Source organism: candidate division WOR-3 bacterium (assembly GCA_039802205.1).
Lineage (GTDB): Bacteria > Hydrothermota > Tepidihabitantia > SM23-42 > JAOAFX01 > JAOAFX01.
Genome location: JBDRWD010000001.1, coordinates 57,257 through 75,216 on the forward strand (window position 1 = coordinate 57,257; position 17,960 = coordinate 75,216).

The 17,960-nt window shown below is 42.7% G+C and carries 14 protein-coding genes; 3 read left to right on the top strand and 11 right to left on the bottom strand.

The genetic code is table 11. From position 1 onward, the window contains the following. Positions 1-38: 38 nt before the first annotated feature. The 11 genes from ABIL39_00225 to iorA form a co-directional block, all read right to left on the bottom strand. A complete protein-coding gene (locus tag ABIL39_00225; GenBank protein ID MEO0164550.1) occupies positions 39-992 on the bottom strand; it encodes an OmpH family outer membrane protein in 954 nt (317 codons plus the stop codon). A gap of 14 nt (positions 993-1,006) precedes the next feature. Continuing rightward, complete coding sequence (bamA, locus tag ABIL39_00230; GenBank protein MEO0164551.1) at positions 1,007-3,199, bottom strand: outer membrane protein assembly factor BamA; 2,193 nt, start codon at positions 3,197-3,199, stop codon at positions 1,007-1,009. Continuing rightward, on the bottom strand, positions 3,196-5,598 hold the full coding sequence (locus tag ABIL39_00235; GenBank protein ID MEO0164552.1) for an ATP-dependent Clp protease ATP-binding subunit: 2,403 nt from the start codon (positions 5,596-5,598) through the stop codon (positions 3,196-3,198). The genes bamA and ABIL39_00235 overlap by 4 nt, the downstream gene beginning before the upstream one ends. Positions 5,599-5,695: 97 nt before the next feature. Further along, positions 5,696-6,949 carry a tryptophanase gene (locus ABIL39_00240; protein MEO0164553.1) on the bottom strand — a complete coding sequence of 418 codons (1,254 nt, stop codon included), beginning with the start codon at positions 6,947-6,949 and terminating at the stop codon, positions 5,696-5,698. Between the two features lies 1 nt (position 6,950). After that, on the bottom strand, positions 6,951-8,582 hold the full coding sequence (locus tag ABIL39_00245; protein MEO0164554.1) for a tetratricopeptide repeat protein: 1,632 nt from the start codon (positions 8,580-8,582) through the stop codon (positions 6,951-6,953). Further along, positions 8,552-9,307 carry a hypothetical protein gene (locus ABIL39_00250; GenBank protein ID MEO0164555.1) on the bottom strand — a complete coding sequence of 252 codons (756 nt, stop codon included), beginning with the start codon at positions 9,305-9,307 and terminating at the stop codon, positions 8,552-8,554. The genes ABIL39_00245 and ABIL39_00250 overlap by 31 nt, the downstream gene beginning before the upstream one ends. Next, positions 9,297-10,526, bottom strand: a complete 1,230-nt coding sequence (gene rimO, locus ABIL39_00255) for a 30S ribosomal protein S12 methylthiotransferase RimO (protein ID MEO0164556.1) — start codon at positions 10,524-10,526, stop codon at positions 9,297-9,299. Before rimO ends, ABIL39_00250 begins: the two co-directional genes overlap by 11 nt. After that, positions 10,519-10,854, bottom strand: a complete 336-nt coding sequence (locus tag ABIL39_00260; protein ID MEO0164557.1) for a PaaI family thioesterase — start codon at positions 10,852-10,854, stop codon at positions 10,519-10,521. The genes rimO and ABIL39_00260 overlap by 8 nt, the downstream gene beginning before the upstream one ends. 52 nt (positions 10,855-10,906) lie before the next feature. Continuing rightward, entirely contained in the window at positions 10,907-11,521 is a 615-nt protein-coding gene (gene lolA, locus ABIL39_00265; protein ID MEO0164558.1) for an outer membrane lipoprotein chaperone LolA, read from the bottom strand. Positions 11,522-11,585: 64 nt separating this feature from the next. Further along, entirely contained in the window at positions 11,586-12,194 is a 609-nt protein-coding gene (locus tag ABIL39_00270; protein ID MEO0164559.1) for an indolepyruvate oxidoreductase subunit beta, read from the bottom strand. 3 nt (positions 12,195-12,197) lie between these two features. Further along, on the bottom strand, positions 12,198-13,958 hold the full coding sequence (iorA, locus tag ABIL39_00275; protein MEO0164560.1) for an indolepyruvate ferredoxin oxidoreductase subunit alpha: 1,761 nt from the start codon (positions 13,956-13,958) through the stop codon (positions 12,198-12,200). A gap of 107 nt (positions 13,959-14,065) precedes the next feature. Between iorA and glnA the strand changes: the two genes are divergently transcribed. The 3 genes from glnA to lnt are packed head-to-tail and all read left to right on the top strand — an operon-like array spanning position 14,066 to position 17,904. Next, positions 14,066-15,415, top strand: coding sequence for a type I glutamate--ammonia ligase (gene glnA, locus ABIL39_00280; GenBank protein MEO0164561.1), 1,350 nt, complete (start codon positions 14,066-14,068; stop codon positions 15,413-15,415). After that, positions 15,412-16,419 (top strand): Gfo/Idh/MocA family oxidoreductase, encoded by a 1,008-nt coding sequence (locus ABIL39_00285; protein ID MEO0164562.1) that lies wholly within the window; start codon positions 15,412-15,414, stop codon positions 16,417-16,419. The genes glnA and ABIL39_00285 overlap by 4 nt, the downstream gene beginning before the upstream one ends. Before the next feature lie 9 nt (positions 16,420-16,428). Next, complete coding sequence (gene lnt / locus ABIL39_00290) at positions 16,429-17,904, top strand: apolipoprotein N-acyltransferase (GenBank protein MEO0164563.1); 1,476 nt, start codon at positions 16,429-16,431, stop codon at positions 17,902-17,904. Positions 17,905-17,960: the final 56 nt, after the last annotated feature.

The window sequence follows — 17,960 nt, forward strand, 5'->3', positions numbered from 1 at the left end:
GCGGTAATCGGATTGGTTGAATTGACAAAACGAAAAGATTATTCTTTCTTTTTTAAAGTCTCAATCAAACCAATTAAATCATTTCTCAGTGATTCGGAAAATTTTACATCATCATTTACACTGTTGGAACGTGTCGCAATCTCTTCTTTGGTTTTGACATCCCTTAGGCTGATCGTATAATCAATCTTCGTCCCACTTTTACTCACCCTGCCCATGACGATATAATTACACATCGTGTAACTAGCCACTTGAAATGCCTGATTTTCATCAATGAGTTTATAATCCCATTTTCGTTTTGTCATCTCGGTCATTATCAATGCCTTACTCACAATATTATATGATTGCTCATAACTTTTCAAAGCATTATACAGCTCATTTTGGCATTTCATCCCAAGGTTTTCAGCCATGGCTTCACTATTTTCTTCTTTCAAAGGCAGAATGCCGATATATTTCTTTGCCCCGGGTGCTGTCGCGGCGATGCCATATTCCCGGTTTAATTCATTGATCACCAGCTCGGTGATGTTCAACTCTGGAGAGGCATAAAAGATGTCTTCCGAAAGGTCTAACACCATTGAGAAGCCTTCCTGCTGTGCAATCTTGGCAATCGCATCATTGATTTTCTTCAACAGGGGCGCCATCAATTCATCGTTCTTCTGCTCAATTTTCCCACCAGGACCGAATACCTCCTGGAGGTACTGATTGTAAAGCTGGGTATATCTTTCAATCTCATCCAGTTTTTTTAAACGTGCTTCCTCGCTCAACATCAATTTCTGGGCTTCAAATTCATTTTTTAGGTTTTGGATATTGAGCTGTAACTTGGCAGCCGAGTCCCGACAGGCATTCACAAATTCATTAAACTGTTCATTGGCGCTCGCGGTCGCCTGATACTGGGCGAGGATTTTTGATGATTCCACAAAGCCAACCTTTTGCTCCTTGGCAAAGATAACTAAAGGTACCATTATCATGATGAAAATCAAGCGGTATTTTATCATAATAACCTCCGTTCTCAGAACATACCAAAGGGGTTGATCTGGAAATGCGGCTCAAAGCCGGGCTGGGCGCGGTCAAAACCGTAACCCAGGTCAAAACCCAAAACCCCCATCATTGGAATTTCCACCCGAATTCCCACGCCGGCACCTCTTTTTAAATCGTAAAGATTGAAATCCCGATGCGAGGCAAAGGCATTTCCCATATCGTAAAAAGCCAGAAGGGCAAAATTCTGTGAGAACTTCAGTTTCAATTCAATGTTGTTTATGAAAAGTGCATTGCCGCCGATCCTCTTGCCATCCTGGATTGGTGAAAGCGAACGATCTGAGTATCCTCGAACGCCGTCTTCACCAGTTCCCCCGGCGTAAAATCTTTTGTAGTAAGGAACCTCATCACGACTCGTCACAATTCCTATGCGGATACGCGTCATAAAAACGAACTTCCAGAAGAGGGGGAAATAGGTCCGCGTTTCAAAGGTGAACCGATTATAGTCAATATTGGCAAATAACCAGGGTTTGGCGATTTCGCTCTGGATTGATATATAAGATCCGCTTGAGGGATTAAAGATAAAATCCCGGGTGTCCCGGGTTATTCCGTAGTTGTTGGCAAGCGTCCATTTAGGAATGGTATCTTTTCTTAAATCATAGCCGGTAGTAGGTTGATATTCTTTGGCAATATCCAGAATCTGCGTCCGTTCAACACGAAATGTATAATTGAATCGGGTATAATCAAGATAGAAAGGAAAAGAAAAATTCGTCGCTCCTCCCACATCCCTTTTGGTGTAAAAATCCCACAAACGATTGGTATAATAAATGTCAAAGCCTGCGGTCGTGCGGGTATCAAAAAGCCAGGGTTCGGTAAACCCGAACTGGATATTAGTAAGCCTCCCCCCGATTTCAAATTTGGTATAGATACGCTGTCCCCGGCCGAAAACATTGGGATGGCTCAGTTCGATATACCCGGTAAGTTTGTCCTGAGCTGAATAAGCCATACCCGCACCAATAGAACCCACCCCTTCTTTTTCTTTCACCCGATAAATCAAGTCAATATTACCACTGTCATCCGGTGTACCTGTTTCCGGAGTAATATCTTCAAAAAAACCAAGATTGAAAATCTCGCGCATACTCCTTATCACCTGGGAACGTCGGAAACGGGTGCTGGGAAAGGTAACGATCTCCCGGCGAATCACCTTTTCCCGGGTCCGGTGGTTACCCGTGATGATCACCCGATTAATATTCGCCGGTTTTGACTCATTAATTTGATATTCAATGTCCAGAAAACTATCCCGGATGGTCTCCACCGGAATAATTGAACAATAAATATACCCTTCATCCGCATAGGCCTCATAGAATTTCTGTAAACTGTTCTGGGCTTTGGTAAGATTGAATATCTCGTTGGGTTTTATCTTCAGCATCTTTTCCAACTGCAAATCCGAAAAGAGGGTATTGCCCTTAAATTTGATGTTTCCCACATAATACCGTTGATTCTCCTGAATTTTAATTGTAACTACAAGTTGATTATTGACTACTTCAATCTTCGGTTCCTCAACGGTCACATCTAAAAATCCATTATCTTTGTATAATGTTTTAATCCGCTCGATATCCTCCTTCAGTTTGGCATGGTCAAGTTTTCCACTCCTTAAAAAACCCTTTTCTTTATTCTGCATCTTTCTCTTTATTGCCCCTTCAGGCAGAATTTTATTACCTTCAATCTTGATCTTTCCAATTTTCAAAACCTGGCCCTCGTTGATTAGAAAATAAAGTTTTACCCGATTCAAAGTATCAGGCACGAGGCTATCCCGTATTGTAGTATGGTAAAAATTTTTTTCTTGATAGAGTTCCCTGAGTTTAACCCGGGCATCAAAGACTGCTTTTTGGGTTAAAACCTGTCCCGCTTTTAAATCCACCCTTTTTTTAAGTTCGGTTTTTTTTATCTTCTTATTGCCGATGAATTCCACCTCGCCGCTAAGAAAGGGTGCTTCTTTTAAAAGGATTTTTATAAATATCCCATCTGCAACTATCGTGGTATCGATAGCGATGTGGTCAAATAACTTCAGGCGATAAAGATTGTTTATCGCCTGTGGAATCATTGATTCCTTGAACTGTTCACCAATTCTGAAGCCGCTGGTTTGAATTATGAGGTCTTTATTGGTATAGTGGGCATCAACACTGATGCCCGCAATCGTATACGCCAGAAGGATGAGAAAGATCATTTAACCTTGAATTCCAGTTTATCACCGGCGCGAACCAGTTTTATGTGTTTACCTTCTTTGATATTCCCCTTTAATATCTCCTCTGCCAAGGGGTCTTCAATCAATCTCCTTATCGTCCTTCTTATCGGCCGGGCTCCATACTGTGGATCAAAGCCTTCCTCTACCAACAATTCTTTGCCCGACTCATCAATTTCCAATACCATCTTTTTATCATCCAGCCGCTCTTCTAATTCCGCAATAAGAATATCCACTATCTTCATCATATCCTCTTTGGTCAATTGCCGGAATACCACAATTTCATCTACACGATTCAAAAACTCCGGATTGAACAATTTCTTCACTTCCTCAAGCAACCGCTCTTTCATCTTCTCGTAAGAGACATTGGGGTCTACCTTCGCAAAGCCTAAACCATCACTCCTTCTGATCTCTGCGGTCCCAATATTGGAAGTCATGATAATCACGGTGTTCTTAAAATCAACCTTTCGACCAAAAGAGTCGGTAAGCTGACCATCTTCCAAGATCTGGAGCAAAATATTGAAAACATCAGGATGGGCTTTTTCAATCTCGTCAAAGAGCACTACAGAATAAGGTTTGCGCCGCACCTTTTCGGTCAACTGCCCACCTTCTTCATAGCCAACATATCCCGGCGGTGCACCGATTAATCGTGAAACGTTAAATTTTTCCATATATTCGGACATATCCAGTGTGATGAGGGCATTGATATCATTGAACAAAAATTCTGCAAGCCTGCGGGCCAGTTCTGTCTTGCCGACACCGGTGGGTCCTAAAAAGATAAACGACCCAATAGGACGTCTGGGGTCTTTCACACCCGCACGACTCCGCCGAATTGCCCGACAGATCACCTTTATTGCCTCATCCTGCCCCACAATCTTTTTCTTCAACTCCTCTTCCATTCTCAACAACCGCTTGGATTCCTTTTCCTCAATCCTCGAAACCGGAATCCCGGTCCAACGGGAGACAACAAAGGCAATATCCTCTTCGCCAACCACCGGCCGGGTGCTTTCCCCCAGCGTCTCTTTTCTTTTTCTTATCTGTTCCTGGATTTTTAACTCCTCTTTATGCAACTCCGCTGCTTCCTCATATCTCTGCTCCGCCACCATCCTATCCTTGGTTCTCTTTATCTCCTGGAGTTTGTTTTCCAGTTCTACTATTTTCTGGTCCTTGGTTACCTTAGATAGTTTCACTTTGGCTCCGGCTTCATCTATCACATCAATCGCTTTATCTGGGAGAAAACGGTCGGTTATATAGCGGTCCGAAAGATAAGCAGCTGCCTCCAGTGCCTCATCAGAGTATATTACTCCATGGTGTTTCTCATAGTTCTCCTTTAATCCCTTCAATATCCCAATCGTCTCCTGGACCGTAGGCGGATTGACAATGATGGGTTGGAACCTTCGCTCCAATGCTCCATTCCTTTCAATATAACGGCGATAATCTTCCAGGGTGGTCGCACCGATACACTGGATTTCACCTCGGGCGAGTGCCGGTTTCAACATATTAGAGGCATCAATCGCTCCTTCCGCCGCACCAGCACCAACAATGGTATGCAATTCATCAATAAAGAGGATGACATCTTTGCTATTGGTCACCTCATTGATCACGGCTTTAAGTCTTTCTTCAAATTGACCACGATATTTGGTTCCGGCCACGATGGAAGCCATATCCAGCGCCAGGACGCGTTTTTGTTTAAGGGAATCCGGAACCCTACCGGCTACGATATCCTGAGCAAGGCCTTCCACTATTGCGGTCTTACCCACACCGGCTTCACCGATGAGTACCGGGTTATTCTTTTTGCGCCGGGAAAGAATCTGAATTACGCGTTCAATCTCTTTTTCCCGGCCAATTATCGGATCCAATTTCCCTTCGCGGGCAAGCTGCGTCAAATCTCGGGAAAAGAGATCAAGTGCCGAACCTCTTTGTTTACCCTTGGGCTTTCCCGCGGCAACACCTTCGGGTTTCAGCAATTGAATGATCTCATTCTTGGCGATTTCATAATCAATACCCATGGAAGCCAGTATCTGCGAACCTAGACTATCTTCGGTCCTTATTATTCCTAACAATAAATGCTCAGTCCCGACATAGGTGTGTCCGAGGTTCTTGGCTTCCTCCATCGCATAGTTGAGACAGCGCTTTGCACTATCACTTAGTTGGACATCAATCTTCCCTCCTGGGCCAAAACTCATTGAATTCTCAATCGCCTTGATCAACTCATTCAATTCCACACCGAGATTTATCAAGACCATTGCCCCGACACCTTCGCCTTCCTTAATGAGTGCCAAAAGCAAATGCTCGGTGCCAATAAAATTATGACGAAAACGCAATGCCTCTTCCCGGGCATAATGTAAAATTCTTCTTACCCTTTCGGTGAATCGTTCATGCAAAGCAAACCTCCTTAAATTCTAATTATAATTCTATATAAAATCGCCCTTCTGTCAAGAATTAGACAAGCCATGAGTACAAAAGTTTATGCCGGACGAATTATTTTACCGCCCGAAAGCGGGCAAAAAAGTTAAAGAAAGTTTCCGGCTTATTTGTTAGTTTTAATCTAAATCTCGGTTCTTTTCTGTAGACCTCGCTGATTGCTTCACCTGCATAGGTCAAATGCTCGCTGGTATATACCCGGCGGGGGAGAGCAAGACGTAGTTCCTCACCAAATACCCCACCCCTTATCCCTGTTTGTAAATAGATCTCGGCTCCGAGAACATAAGCGGCATAAGGTATCTTGACCCGTGGAATAAGCACCACCCCGTGCCCGCCAAATGGTTCAAAGACTTTAACCCCTCTGGCCTTCAAGATATTCCCTAAGAGATGAACTTTTTCAATGTGGGAACGGAGAAAATCCTCTTCGATCGCCTCTTTTAAACCAACTGCCATCGCCGCTAAATCCCGTGCCGCAAGCCCACCGGAACTCGGGTAGGACTCCTGTTCAATGATTCGGGCTTTTAACTTTTCATACAACCCCTTGTCCCGCACGCCAATGAATCCCCCGATGTTCGTCAAACAATCTTTTTTGCTGCTCAGATATAATATGTCACAATATCGGAACATCTCGTGACAAATCGCTAAGATCGATTTTTTTGTTTTTGTATACCTTTTTATGAAAAAGGCATTATCGGCAAAACGGCTGGCATCAAAGATAATCAGCCCATTTCGTTTTTTTATTAAATCATAAGCAGCTTGGATATTTTCGAGGGAAACCGGTTGCCCCCCTTTTACATTATTGGTCAGGGTCAATATCACTGCTCTCAGTCTTTTCTCTTCTTTTACTGCATTCTCCAGCCTTTGTAAATCAATATTACCGCAGAAAGGCGGTGTAAAATCCGGAATATCAATAACCATACAGCCGATTCTTTCCAGATTCGCCCGGGTTGTCTCAAAATGGGTGTTAGAAAAGATTTTATCTCCTTTATTAAAAAGCAGGTTGAAGAGAATATTTTCTGCCACCCGTCCCTGATGCACCGGTTGGATAAAGGGGAAATTAGTTATCCCCTGAGCAACCTTTATGAATTCTTCACTCGCTTTTTGCCCGGAAAAATCTTCTTCGGCTTCCATCATTTGCGCCCAGGCGCGAGAACTCATTGCCCCGGTCCCGGAATCGGAAATAAAATCCAGATAGACATAACGCGCGGGAATCATAAAAAGATTGTAGCCCACTTGCTTTAATATCTTCTTGCGCTCTTCATGGGTAGTCTTATTCAATGGTTCCACAACTTTTATTCGGAACGGTTCCATCTCATTCTCCTTTTAGATTCAAAAGTTTAATTTTTACTTTCTTATTTTGGGGTTCAAGTTTAAGGACTCTTTTGTAAGTTTCTCGGGCCTTTTCTAACTCACCCAGTTTTAGATATACATCACCTAGATGTTCCAGGATCACTGGGTCCTCAACGAGTTCGCTTGCTCGTTTCAGGTCATTAAATGCTGATTCGTAATCACCCAGCTGATAATAGACCCAGCCGCGCGAGTCGATGATATAACCGTTATTCGGTTCAATGCTCAATGCCCTTTCAATTAAAGTCAGAGCATAATCAAGCCTTTCGCCTCTTTCAGCATAGGTATAGCCCACATAATTCAATGCCGTAGCATCCAGTGAATCCAGGGCAATAATCTTTTCAAAAAGCTCCAACGCCTCTTCTTTTCTTCCCAGGCGGTCACAAAGATTGGCGAGGGCGGTCAAACCAAATAATGCATTGGGATTCAAGGTAAGCGCCTTTTTATAATTAAAATATGCATCATTAAAGGCGCTATCCAGCTCGCAGACAGCGCCCAAAAGATAATAAATCTGCGCCATATCCGCATTACGATACGCTGCCTCAGTGAAATAATAGCGGGCGCTTTTATAATCTTTCTTATCCATGGCGATAAATCCTGCATATATCCACAACTCCACAAAATCCGGATTTATTCTTATTGCCTCGGCAATTGCTTTCTGAGCCTCATCATACTTTCGCCTCTCCAGATTGATCCGGGCGATATAGAAACGGGAATAATCATCCTGGGGATTAAGTCCGGCACTGATCAGAAATTCACTTAATGCCTCATCAAAGTTTTGGGTTTTGTATAAAGCAAATCCCAGACTCCGCCGGACAAAGGCATCGTAATAATCATAATGGAGTATCTCCCGGGCGATGTAAATGAGCTTTTCGTACTGCTCGGTATCCCCGTAAAGATCGAGTAGCCGCTTGCGTAAATCAATAGAATTGCTCATCCTCAATGCCTGCTCATAATAATAGATTGCCGAGTCTTTTACATTCATGAGATCAAAACCTGTGCCAATGCCTATTAAGGCAAGAACATTCATACTATCAAGGGTGTAGGCTCTTTTGTAGTATTTTATCGCCTCTTCATGATCCTGCTTCTTACCAAATAGTGTCCCCAGTCGGTTGTAGATATCAACATTCTTTAAACTATCCGGGATCTCCAGCAGCACGTTTATCGCCTGGCTCAAATCTCCCATGCCTTCATAAAGGACGGCAATACCCTGCACTATACTCACATCCGATGGTTTTAGCTCTTTTATTTTCTCGTAGATTTTGATCGCCTCAGGCAGGCTTCCTTTGCCAATATAACCGGCAGCAATGAGCCCATAGAACTCAATACTATCTCGGGTATACAAAAGCCCCTGATTGGCATGAGCAATCCCTTTATCAAACTCCCGGAGTTTGTAAAATGCACTGGCTAATGTATAATAGATCTCGCTGCTCATCGGATCATACTGGAGGGCCTTCTGGTAGTAATTTATTGCCTCAACAATCTTGCCTTCAAGTTCCAGTTGACAGCCAATGCTGAAGAGCTCATAGGAATTGCCGGAATGGTTGAAAGAAATAAACCAGAACGCTAAAATTCGACAAATGTAGAGAGTAACCATAAGCCTCCTGGATTTTTTATGGGGTCGTTATTGTAGATGTGATACTTCAACTCCATCCCGATACGCCTGTCAAGGTTCTTGTAGAATAAACTAATTCTGGCATAATCTTGATGATAAAATGCTGTATCACTCCGACAGACCAATAGGTTGAGATTGATAAATCCACCATAGTTATCGCCATTCAGAAAATTGTATATCAGATCAACACTCCCATCAAACCGGTAATCAGCACCTGCATTTATATCCCAACCGTGATATCGCCAGTGGGGATAAAAACGCCCGTTTAATGCCCAAAGAGATGTCTTTTTGGTCGAGATTATCCGGGATGGATGATATTCCGCATTTGCTACTAACAGAGAAAAACGATTAAATACTGGAGTTCCGGATACTTCATAATCGATATCATGGATACAGTCGTGAATAAAAGAAAACTGACCAAAAAATTTTGAGAAATTATATTCAAATCCAGCAGTAAAATAGTAATGGGCATAGCGCGGATCCAGAGAAACTCCGCCCTTTTGCTCGGCCATATCCAGGTCATCCCGATAATCCATGAAAAAAGCCCCGGTATTCCATCTTACCATCCTGCAGCGTAACTGGACCGAGGCATCCATGTTGAATCGGGTAGTATCACTATTCAGATATTTGCCAAGAAATGCCCGGCCATTAAATTCCATGGGAAATTCCAATCGCGCCCATAAGATAAAAATAATATCAAACGCCATACAAGTCCGCCCCATTCATTCCTTTGATTTTACACCAATAAAAATCCCCTATTCTTACTTTGGTTTGTTTTATTATCACCTGTCCATCGATTTCAGGTGTGGCAAATTCAGCATGACCGATGTAATATTTATTTTTCCCGTGAATAAGCACACGGTAGGTCTTATTCAAACGCCGCCGGTTTTTCTCCTGAATTAATTTTTGCTGCAGATTCAGCATTGTTGAAAATCTTTTGTTCACAATTTGCGATGGCAATGGTTCCCAAGCGCCAGCCGGTGTCTCTTTTTCGCGATAGTATTTAAAAACCCCAAACCAGTCAAAATGACCTGCTTTCAAAAAATCATAGAGTTCTTTAAACTCTTCCTCGGTTTCTGAAGGAAACCCGACGATGACCGTGGTTCGTAAAGTTATTCCCTTTAATTTTTCAATTTTTTCAATGATTTCTCTTTTTGTGATATTACGATTCATCAATTTGAGAAGACGTTCGTTGATATGCTGGAGCGGCATCTCCAGGTATTTACAAACTTTCGGGTTATTCCTTACCTCCGCGATGATTTCATCATCAAGCGAACGGGGATGGAGATAGAGCAATCTTATCCATTCAATACCATCTATCTGGGAAATCTCCCTGATTAAAGGCACCAGCATCTTTTTGCCATAAAGATCCACCCCGTATCGAGCGGTGTCCTGGGCAATGAGAATCAGCTCCTTAACCCCAAGCCCAGCCAGGGCCCTGGCTTCTGCAAGTAGATGGTCAAATTTGATACTTTTATACGGACCTTTGATAAAAGGAATTGTGCAATATGAGCAGTGGTTTGAGCACCCATCAGCAATCTTTAAATAGGCATAGCCCGCAGTGGTGAGAAGTCGGGCATCACGCCGGGAATTTTTTTTGACAATATGGCGGATGAGTTGGTCTCTCTCTTCTATGAAATACCAACCTGCCACATCAGGAAATTCTTTTTTCCAAATTTTGCGTGTCCGGTTGACCGCGCAACCATAGACAAAAATTTTTTTCTTTGATTTAAGGAGTCGTTTTATCTCCGTGCGGGTCTCACGCAAGGCCGGTTCAATAAAGCCGCAGGTATTTAGGATTACCACATCGCTCTCTTTTAAGTGAGAAACAATGATCGCTCCTTTATTTTCCAATTCCCCCATTATCTTTTCGGTATCCACAAGATTTTTCGGACAGCCGAGTGCAATAAAATATACCTTAATCAATTTTTATCAATTTAACATCTGCCCAGGCGATTATCTCACCATCAACCTGTTTGATTTCAGCCTGCGCTTTCACGAGTTTATATTTCACCGCCATTATCCGACCGGTAGCAAGGTATTCCGCACCGGCAAACATCGGCTTTTTTATCCGGACATTCAACTCAGCGGTCACCGCCTTATGACCTTTTTTAAAAGATGCCCAGACCGCCATTTCATCGAGGATGGTAGCGATAATCCCACCGTGAATGATATTTTGATATCCTTGGAATAATTGAGTAAGACGGAGTGGTGCCCAAACCCCGGCTTCGTTCTCCCGTATCTCAAGATGCATACCCACCGGGTTTTCCGACCCGCAGGCAAAACACCGGTTGTCCATCAAAAATTTATTGTTCAATGATCTCGGTCCCTTTAGGTGGTTTGAATTCAAATAGTTTCCGGGAAATTTTTTTATTTAACTGGATGTTCCGGAAAGTAAACTTGTTCTCCGAATCGGTTTCATCTACAATACTGACCCCTTTGATCTCATATCTCTGCCGGTCAATACTCACGACTATTTTCTTATAGATTTCCGTAGCCTGCTTAGGTGTCAAAATTATCTCATAATCGCTATTTTTATTCAATTGGGCGTTAAACTTCTCCTGATAATCCTTAAGCAGGATATCGGGATTAACAGCAAAGGGGATATTCGCACCCAAATGCTGCCTTATCGCCTTTTTCCGTTCGGGAAAATAGATCCATAACGAAATGCTATCTCCAACATAAATTTGCCGCGGATTTTTTATCTCCATCCGGAAGAAATTGGGTTTGAGAAAATAAATCAAACCTTCAAAGCTTTCGCAGCTCCCCGATTCTTTGTCACAGAACTGCTGATGGAATTCGATATAAAAACTCTTCAAATTCTGATAATTGGCTATTGTCCTCTCGATTACTGTATCAAGATCTTGGGTAAAACCCATGACGAAAACACCGATCAATACTATGAGAGTATTTTTACCCATTGGTCCTTCCTTTCATGATTTTAATTTTACATAGAAACAAGTCAATGTCAATGATTGCGGGATATTATTTTCGCATTCGTCCCAGTTCAAAAGCCTTGATATTTAAATCTTGGTACTGTGGTTTGACATTTTCCTTTATCGCCTCCATCCAGATTTGATCCGGAAGATCAAGATAATGAGCCAGACTCCCGAGCAGCACAACATTAGCCACCCGCACATTGCCCAAACCGAGTGCAATCTCCTGAGCTGGCACCACTTCCACATTACCAATGGTTTTTAATGTCTCAATTATCCCCTTAGGATATGTTTTCTCTTCGGCTAAAACACTCATCGGCGGCAGTTCCAGATCGTTCACAATTATCCAGCCATCCTTTTTTAGAAAATAGCTATACCGTAAAGCTTCAAGTTTTTCAAATGCCAGGATAAAATCCGCACAGCCTTCTTCAATCAGTGGCGAATATACCTTTTTTCCGAATCGGACATGAGTAATCACACTCCCGCCGCGTTGAGCCATACCATGGATTTCGCTCTTTTTTACATCATAGCCAGATAAAAAGGCGGCGGTGCAGAGAATGTCCGACGACAGCAGGATACCCTGGCCGCCCACTCCACAGATGATGACATTCGTCGTTTTATCTCCATGTGATTTCATCTGTTCATTCTTTCTTTTCATTTTTCAATCCTTTTTTGAAGAATGAATTGCCCCATGGTGGCATACTTGAATACAGAGACCGCATCCGTTGCAGAGCGTTGGTTCAATAAATGCAACTGGCTTCTCCCGCCCCACAATCCTTTCCAGGCGGAGCGCTGGACAGCCGAGGCGTAGACATAATTTACAACCATTGCATTTTTCAATATCTACCACCAGCGAAGGCTGGGGTTTCTTAAGGAAGACACAAGGACTCCGGAAGATGAGCACAGTGACACCTTCAAAATCCAGTGCTTCTTTTATTGCCTGTTCGGTTTCCTTAAGATTCATCGGATCCACAACCTTCACAAACTCCACCCCGCAACCCCGGGCAACATCCTCGGGGAGAATTCTTTTTCCTTCTTCACCGTGGGCGAGTCTTCCTGTACCGGGATGAGGTTGATGACCGGTCATGGCGGTCGTCAAATTATCAAGGATGATAAGGTTCAAATTTCCTTTATTGTATACAGCATTCATCAAACCTGTGACACCCATATGAAAGAATGTAGAATCCCCAATAACCGCAACCAATTTTTTACTCAATTCCTTGCCGCCAGCTTTATCCATTCCGTGGGCATTCGTCACCGAAGCCCCCATGCAGATACAAGTATCCATGGCATTCAAAGGGGGAAGGGCACCCAAGGTATAACACCCTATATCTCCTGTGGCGATGAGTTTCAATTTATTTATCACATAGAACACACCCCGTTCCGGACAACCCGGGCAGAGCACAGGTGGTCTTTCCGGAATATCTTTCAAATCAAATTTTGGTTTATAAACCCTTTTACCAAAACTCTTTTTTATCACCGTGGGGTCAAGTTCTCCGCATAACGGAATCTTCTCTTTTCCAATAACCTCTATTCCCATTGCCTTTATCTCCTGCTCCAATATCGGATCGCCTTCTTCAATAACCAAGATCTTTTTGACCTGCCGGGCGAATTTTTTTATCAGATTTCTGGGTAAGGGGTAGGTCAAAGAAAGTTTTAAAAAACTGGCTTCCGGAAAAACCTCCTTGGCGTACATATAACTAACCCCGGAGCTTATTATTCCTAAGTTTAGGTCCCCCCATTCAATCTTGTTGTAGGGAAAAATCTCCCCATATTCGGCAATTTTCTTCAACCGCTCTTCCAGCTTCTGATGTAAGATTCGCGCATGGGCTGGCAGCACGAGTCTTTTTCGAATATCTTTGATGTAGCCTTTTATCGGAATTTCCTTGCGCGATCCTAATTCTACAATCCCTGAGGAATGAGAAATCCGGGTGGTGAGGCGTAAAAGAAAGACACTATCAAATTTTTCCGAGAGTTCAAATGCCATTTGAGTAAAGAGCTTTGCTTCGTTAGAATCGGCTGGCTCCAAAAGCGGAATTTTGGCATGTCGGGCATAGTGCCGATTATCCTGCTCATTCTGAGAAGACCACATACCTGGATCATCACAGGTGACGATGATCAGTCCGCCGGTGACCCCGGTGTAGCCCAAGGTAAACATCGGGTCCGCCGCAACATTCAGTCCCACATGTTTCATCGCAGTGAGCGCCCGCGCACCAACAAATGATGCTCCGGCACAGGCTTCAAGTGCCACTTTTTCATTCACCGACCATTCGGTATAAATATCCGGATATTTGATGATATTCTCCAGTATCTCGGTGGATGGTGTCCCGGGATAGGCCGCAGCAAAATGACAACCACCTTCCCAGGCACCCCGTGCCACTGCTTCATTACCAGAAAGAATTCTTTTGGCAATCGTCGTCATAATCGTTATTATAATCAAAAGTGGCAGTGGGTCAATGATTTTTCTTCTATCGGAAAAATTAATTATCTTCTTGACGCTCGTATTTTTTCATGTATAATAAAAGACCTATGAGGAAAAAAACTTCTACTGACTTAAAAAAAAGTACCCTGGTAAAGGCAGGCGTAAAATTTATTGACCTTAAGTATTGCACCCTCATCGGAACACTCAATCACATCACCATCCCGGTGGAAAGATTTGAAGAAATGGTAAATGAAGGTGTCGGGGTTGACGGTTCGAGTTTGCCTGGCTACAAAGGTGTTCAAAAAGGAGACATGCTGTTATTTCCTGACCTCAATACCGGCTTCATCGACCCATTTTTTGAAGATAAAACTCTCTCCTTTTTATGTAGTGTCTATCTACCAGATAAACTCGTGCCTTACGAAAGGGATTCGAGGAATATTGCCATCAAAGCCACCAACTATCTGCAAAAAACCCTCCGCACTCAGGCTTTCTTCCAACCTGAACTTGAATTCTATATCTTTGAGAAATGTGTCTTCGGTGAAGGTCCGGGTTGCGGTTACTATAGGATTGAAACCGGTGGCGATGCAGAAAACAATGTCTACTATCCCATACGTTATAAAGGTGGATACCATATCGGTCCACCCGAAGACCGTTATGCTAATTTCCGCAATGAGATGATAAAATTGCTCAACAATTGTGGGATAAAGGCAAAATATCATCACCATGAGGTCGGTTCCCGAGCTCAGATGGAGATAGAGTTGCTACTGGAACCACTCCTGAAGGCTGCGGATAATATATTTTTGGCCAAATATCTACTGAAATCTTTTGCCCATAGGCACAACAAATATCTCACCTTCATGCCCAAGCCGTTCCTCGGCGAACCAGGAAACGGACTCCATCTTCACCAGTATTTGGGTGAAAGGAACAATTCGCTTTTTTATGACCCAAAGAAAAACAATAATCTGAGCGAATTATGTCTCAAATACATCGGCGGTATCCTTCATCATTCCCGGGCTCTTTGTGCCTTTACCAACCCTAGCACCAACTCCTATAAGCGTCTAATCCCCGGCTTTGAAGCCCCCACTTATACCGATTTTGCCTTAGGCAGTCGGACCTCGGCGATTCGCGTTCCGGCCTATATCCGCAATAAAAAAGAACTGGACATCGAATACCGAATTCCCGATGCTACCAGCAATCCATATCTGGCGATTAGTGCCATCCTCTTGGCAGGGCTTGATGGGATTGAAAATAACCTTAAACCCGATAAAAGAGAAAAACTACCAACCAATTCCTATGAGGCTATAAATGCCCTGAAAGAAGATTACAAATTCCTGCTCAAGGGCGATGTCTTCAACATGGATCTCATCGAGCGCTGGATTGAAGTAAAAACCAAGGAGTTTGAAGAAATCCATCTCCGTCCCCATCATTATGAGTTTAATCTCTATTTAGGGGTATGAAGGGAAAGGTCAACATCGGGATCGTGGGCTGTGGTATTCATGCCCAGATTGCCCATATTCCGGTTTTCAAAAAAAATGAAGATTGCAATCTGCTTGCTCTTTGTGATATTGATACCCAGAAATTAGAACAGATTGCCAACAAATATAATATCCCCCGAAGATACAGTGATTTTCAAGAGATGATTGAAGATCCCGAAATCAACGCCGTGGTAGTTGCTACCCCCAATTACCTCCATGCCCCGATGACGATTGCGGCCTTAAAATATGGCAAAGATGTGCTATGTGAAAATCCCATGGCAATAAATCTTAAGGAAGCCCGGGAGGTCCTGACGGTGTCAAAACAGACCAAGAAAAAAGTTGCCCTGGCCCTTACCGGACGATTCCGACCGGATGTTCAGACCTTGAAAAAATTTATCAAAGAAGGTGAATTAGGCGATGTTTATTATCTCAAGGCCGGATGGCTTTTGGGTATGAAAGAATGGATTCTCTCCGACTGGCGTATGGACTTATTAAAAAGTGGCGGGGGAGCATTTTTAAGCCTTGGCTCTCAGGTCTTAGCGATTGCCCTTTATTTCCTTGAGGATAAAGAACCCACCACCATTTTTGGTTCTTTACATAAAAAAGAATCCGAAGTAGATGTTGAAGATACCGCCATGTGTATCATTAATTATCGTGACGGGACACTCCTTACCGTGGAAGTGGGCTGGTCATTATTGTTTGAGAAAGACTTCCTATATTGTAACATCTTCGGCCGAAAAGGCGGCGCCCTTCTTAATCCTTTAAAGATCCACAAAGAATTACATAATGAACTGGTAAATGTGACGCCTTCGTTTCCTGTGAAAAACTTCTATAAAGTTGCTTATGAACTTCAGGCGCAGTTTTTTATTGACGCGATCAGAAAAAATTCCCCACCCCCTTTCTCGGCTGAAGAAGGCGTATTAATTGCCCGCCTCACTGATGCCTTCTATGAATCTGCTACGAAAAATAAATTGGTGAAAATTTAAAGATGCCCAATGAAAAAAATTTTTTTGATTCTGCTTTCGGCGATCCTCCTTTCCCTTGCATTTCATCCGCTTAAGTTTCATTTTCTCGCCTGGTTTGGACTCATCCCGTTATTATTTGTAATTTATCAGACGGATTTGATTAAAACATTTTTTTACGGACTTATTTGGGGCTTTTTATTCGCCCTCTTCTCCCTCTTCTGGATCATCTTTCTCCAGATTGAAACTAATATAAAAATGCTGATGATCCTGGGCATGGTGTTGATGTTTTTATATCTGGGGTTATACAGTGCCGTGGGCTTTTTATTCTCCAAATTACTCGGACTCTGGTCGTTGCCTATTATCTGGGCAGGTCTTGAATATTTAAAAGGGCTCGGAGAACTTGGTTTTCCCTGGCTTTCGCTTGGATATTCCCAAGCCCGTTATCCTTTAATAATCCAGCAGGCTTCTATTTATGGAGTGTATGGGATATCTTTCTGGCTGGTTCTTTTCAATGTTTCACTTTTTTATTTTTTGCTCAACAAAAAGATACGAAACTTCGTTATATCTATCATCATCTTTCTATTACCAATTTTATTCGGGTATATAAGGTTAAATAATAAACCCAATTTTTCAAAAGAAATCACTGTTGGTATCGTCCAACCCAATATCGACCCAAATTTGAAATTTACTGCCAGGATGCGCGATGAAACATTCCGACGTCTATTAAAACTCTCTGAAATGTGTCAGGAAAGAAGTCCAGATAAAAAACTTTCCTTGATTGTCTGGCCCGAAACTGCAACTCCGATTAATATCAAAGCTCCGGGTACCTACCAGGATTCGGTAATAGGTCTGACAAATAGGCTCGGTGTTCCAATATTGACTGGAACACCCATATACGACAGGCAAAAACACGAGATTTACAATGGGGCGGTCCTAATTGATCCTGAAAAAGACATAACCCAGGAATACAAAAAAATTCATCTCGTTCCCTTCGGCGAACATATCCCTTTTGATAAATACATCCCCTTATTTAGAAAGATCGACTTTGGCGAAGGTGATTATTCACCCGGAAATGAATATACGGTATTTTCGACTAATGGTATAAAATTCTCGTGTCTTATTTGTTTTGAATCAATATTCCCGGAAATATCAAGAGAGTTTGTGAAAAAGGGAGCCCAATTACTCGTCAATATCACGAACGACGGCTGGTTTGGAAAGATTTCCGGACCCCAGCAACATAATGATATGGCAATCTTAAGAACAGTAGAAACTGGTGTTCCCCTGGTGCGCAGTGCCAATACCGGCATATCAATGGTCGTAGACCAGTATGGTAGGATAAAAAAAGAAACAGAACTCTTTACTGAGGATATAATAACTTTTTCTTTACCGCATTTCAATATGCATACCATCTATCTTGTCATTGGAGATTTATTCTGGCTACTCTGTCTCTTATTAACCCCTTTCTTTGCTGCCTATAAAATTTTTTTAAGAAACCGTTGGCTTTAAAATTTTTTAAATAAGAAAGCCCCTTCATGTGAAGGGGCTTTCTTCCAATCAATCGC

Bases quoted from the DNA above. Each gene is read 5' to 3' on its own strand.
- ABIL39_00260 (MEO0164557.1), bottom strand. From the start codon at position 10,854: ATGCATCTTGAGATACGGGAGAACGAAGCCGGGGTTTGGGCACCACTC.
- lnt (MEO0164563.1), top strand. From the start codon at position 16,429: ATGAAAAAAATTTTTTTGATTCTGCTTTCGGCGATCCTCCTTTCCCTT.
- ABIL39_00285 (MEO0164562.1), top strand. From the start codon at position 15,412: ATGAAGGGAAAGGTCAACATCGGGATCGTGGGCTGTGGTATTCATGCC.
- lolA (MEO0164558.1), bottom strand. From the start codon at position 11,521: ATGGGTAAAAATACTCTCATAGTATTGATCGGTGTTTTCGTCATGGGT.
- ABIL39_00245 (MEO0164554.1), bottom strand. From the start codon at position 8,582: ATGGTTACTCTCTACATTTGTCGAATTTTAGCGTTCTGGTTTATTTCT.
- ABIL39_00270 (MEO0164559.1), bottom strand. From the start codon at position 12,194: ATGAAAAGAAAGAATGAACAGATGAAATCACATGGAGATAAAACGACG.
- iorA (MEO0164560.1), bottom strand. From the start codon at position 13,958: ATGACGACGATTGCCAAAAGAATTCTTTCTGGTAATGAAGCAGTGGCA.
- ABIL39_00250 (MEO0164555.1), bottom strand. From the start codon at position 9,307: ATGGCGTTTGATATTATTTTTATCTTATGGGCGCGATTGGAATTTCCC.
- ABIL39_00240 (MEO0164553.1), bottom strand. From the start codon at position 6,949: ATGGAACCGTTCCGAATAAAAGTTGTGGAACCATTGAATAAGACTACC.
- ABIL39_00225 (MEO0164550.1), bottom strand. From the start codon at position 992: ATGATAAAATACCGCTTGATTTTCATCATGATAATGGTACCTTTAGTT.
- glnA (MEO0164561.1), top strand. From the start codon at position 14,066: ATGAGGAAAAAAACTTCTACTGACTTAAAAAAAAGTACCCTGGTAAAG.
- bamA (MEO0164551.1), bottom strand. From the start codon at position 3,199: ATGATCTTTCTCATCCTTCTGGCGTATACGATTGCGGGCATCAGTGTT.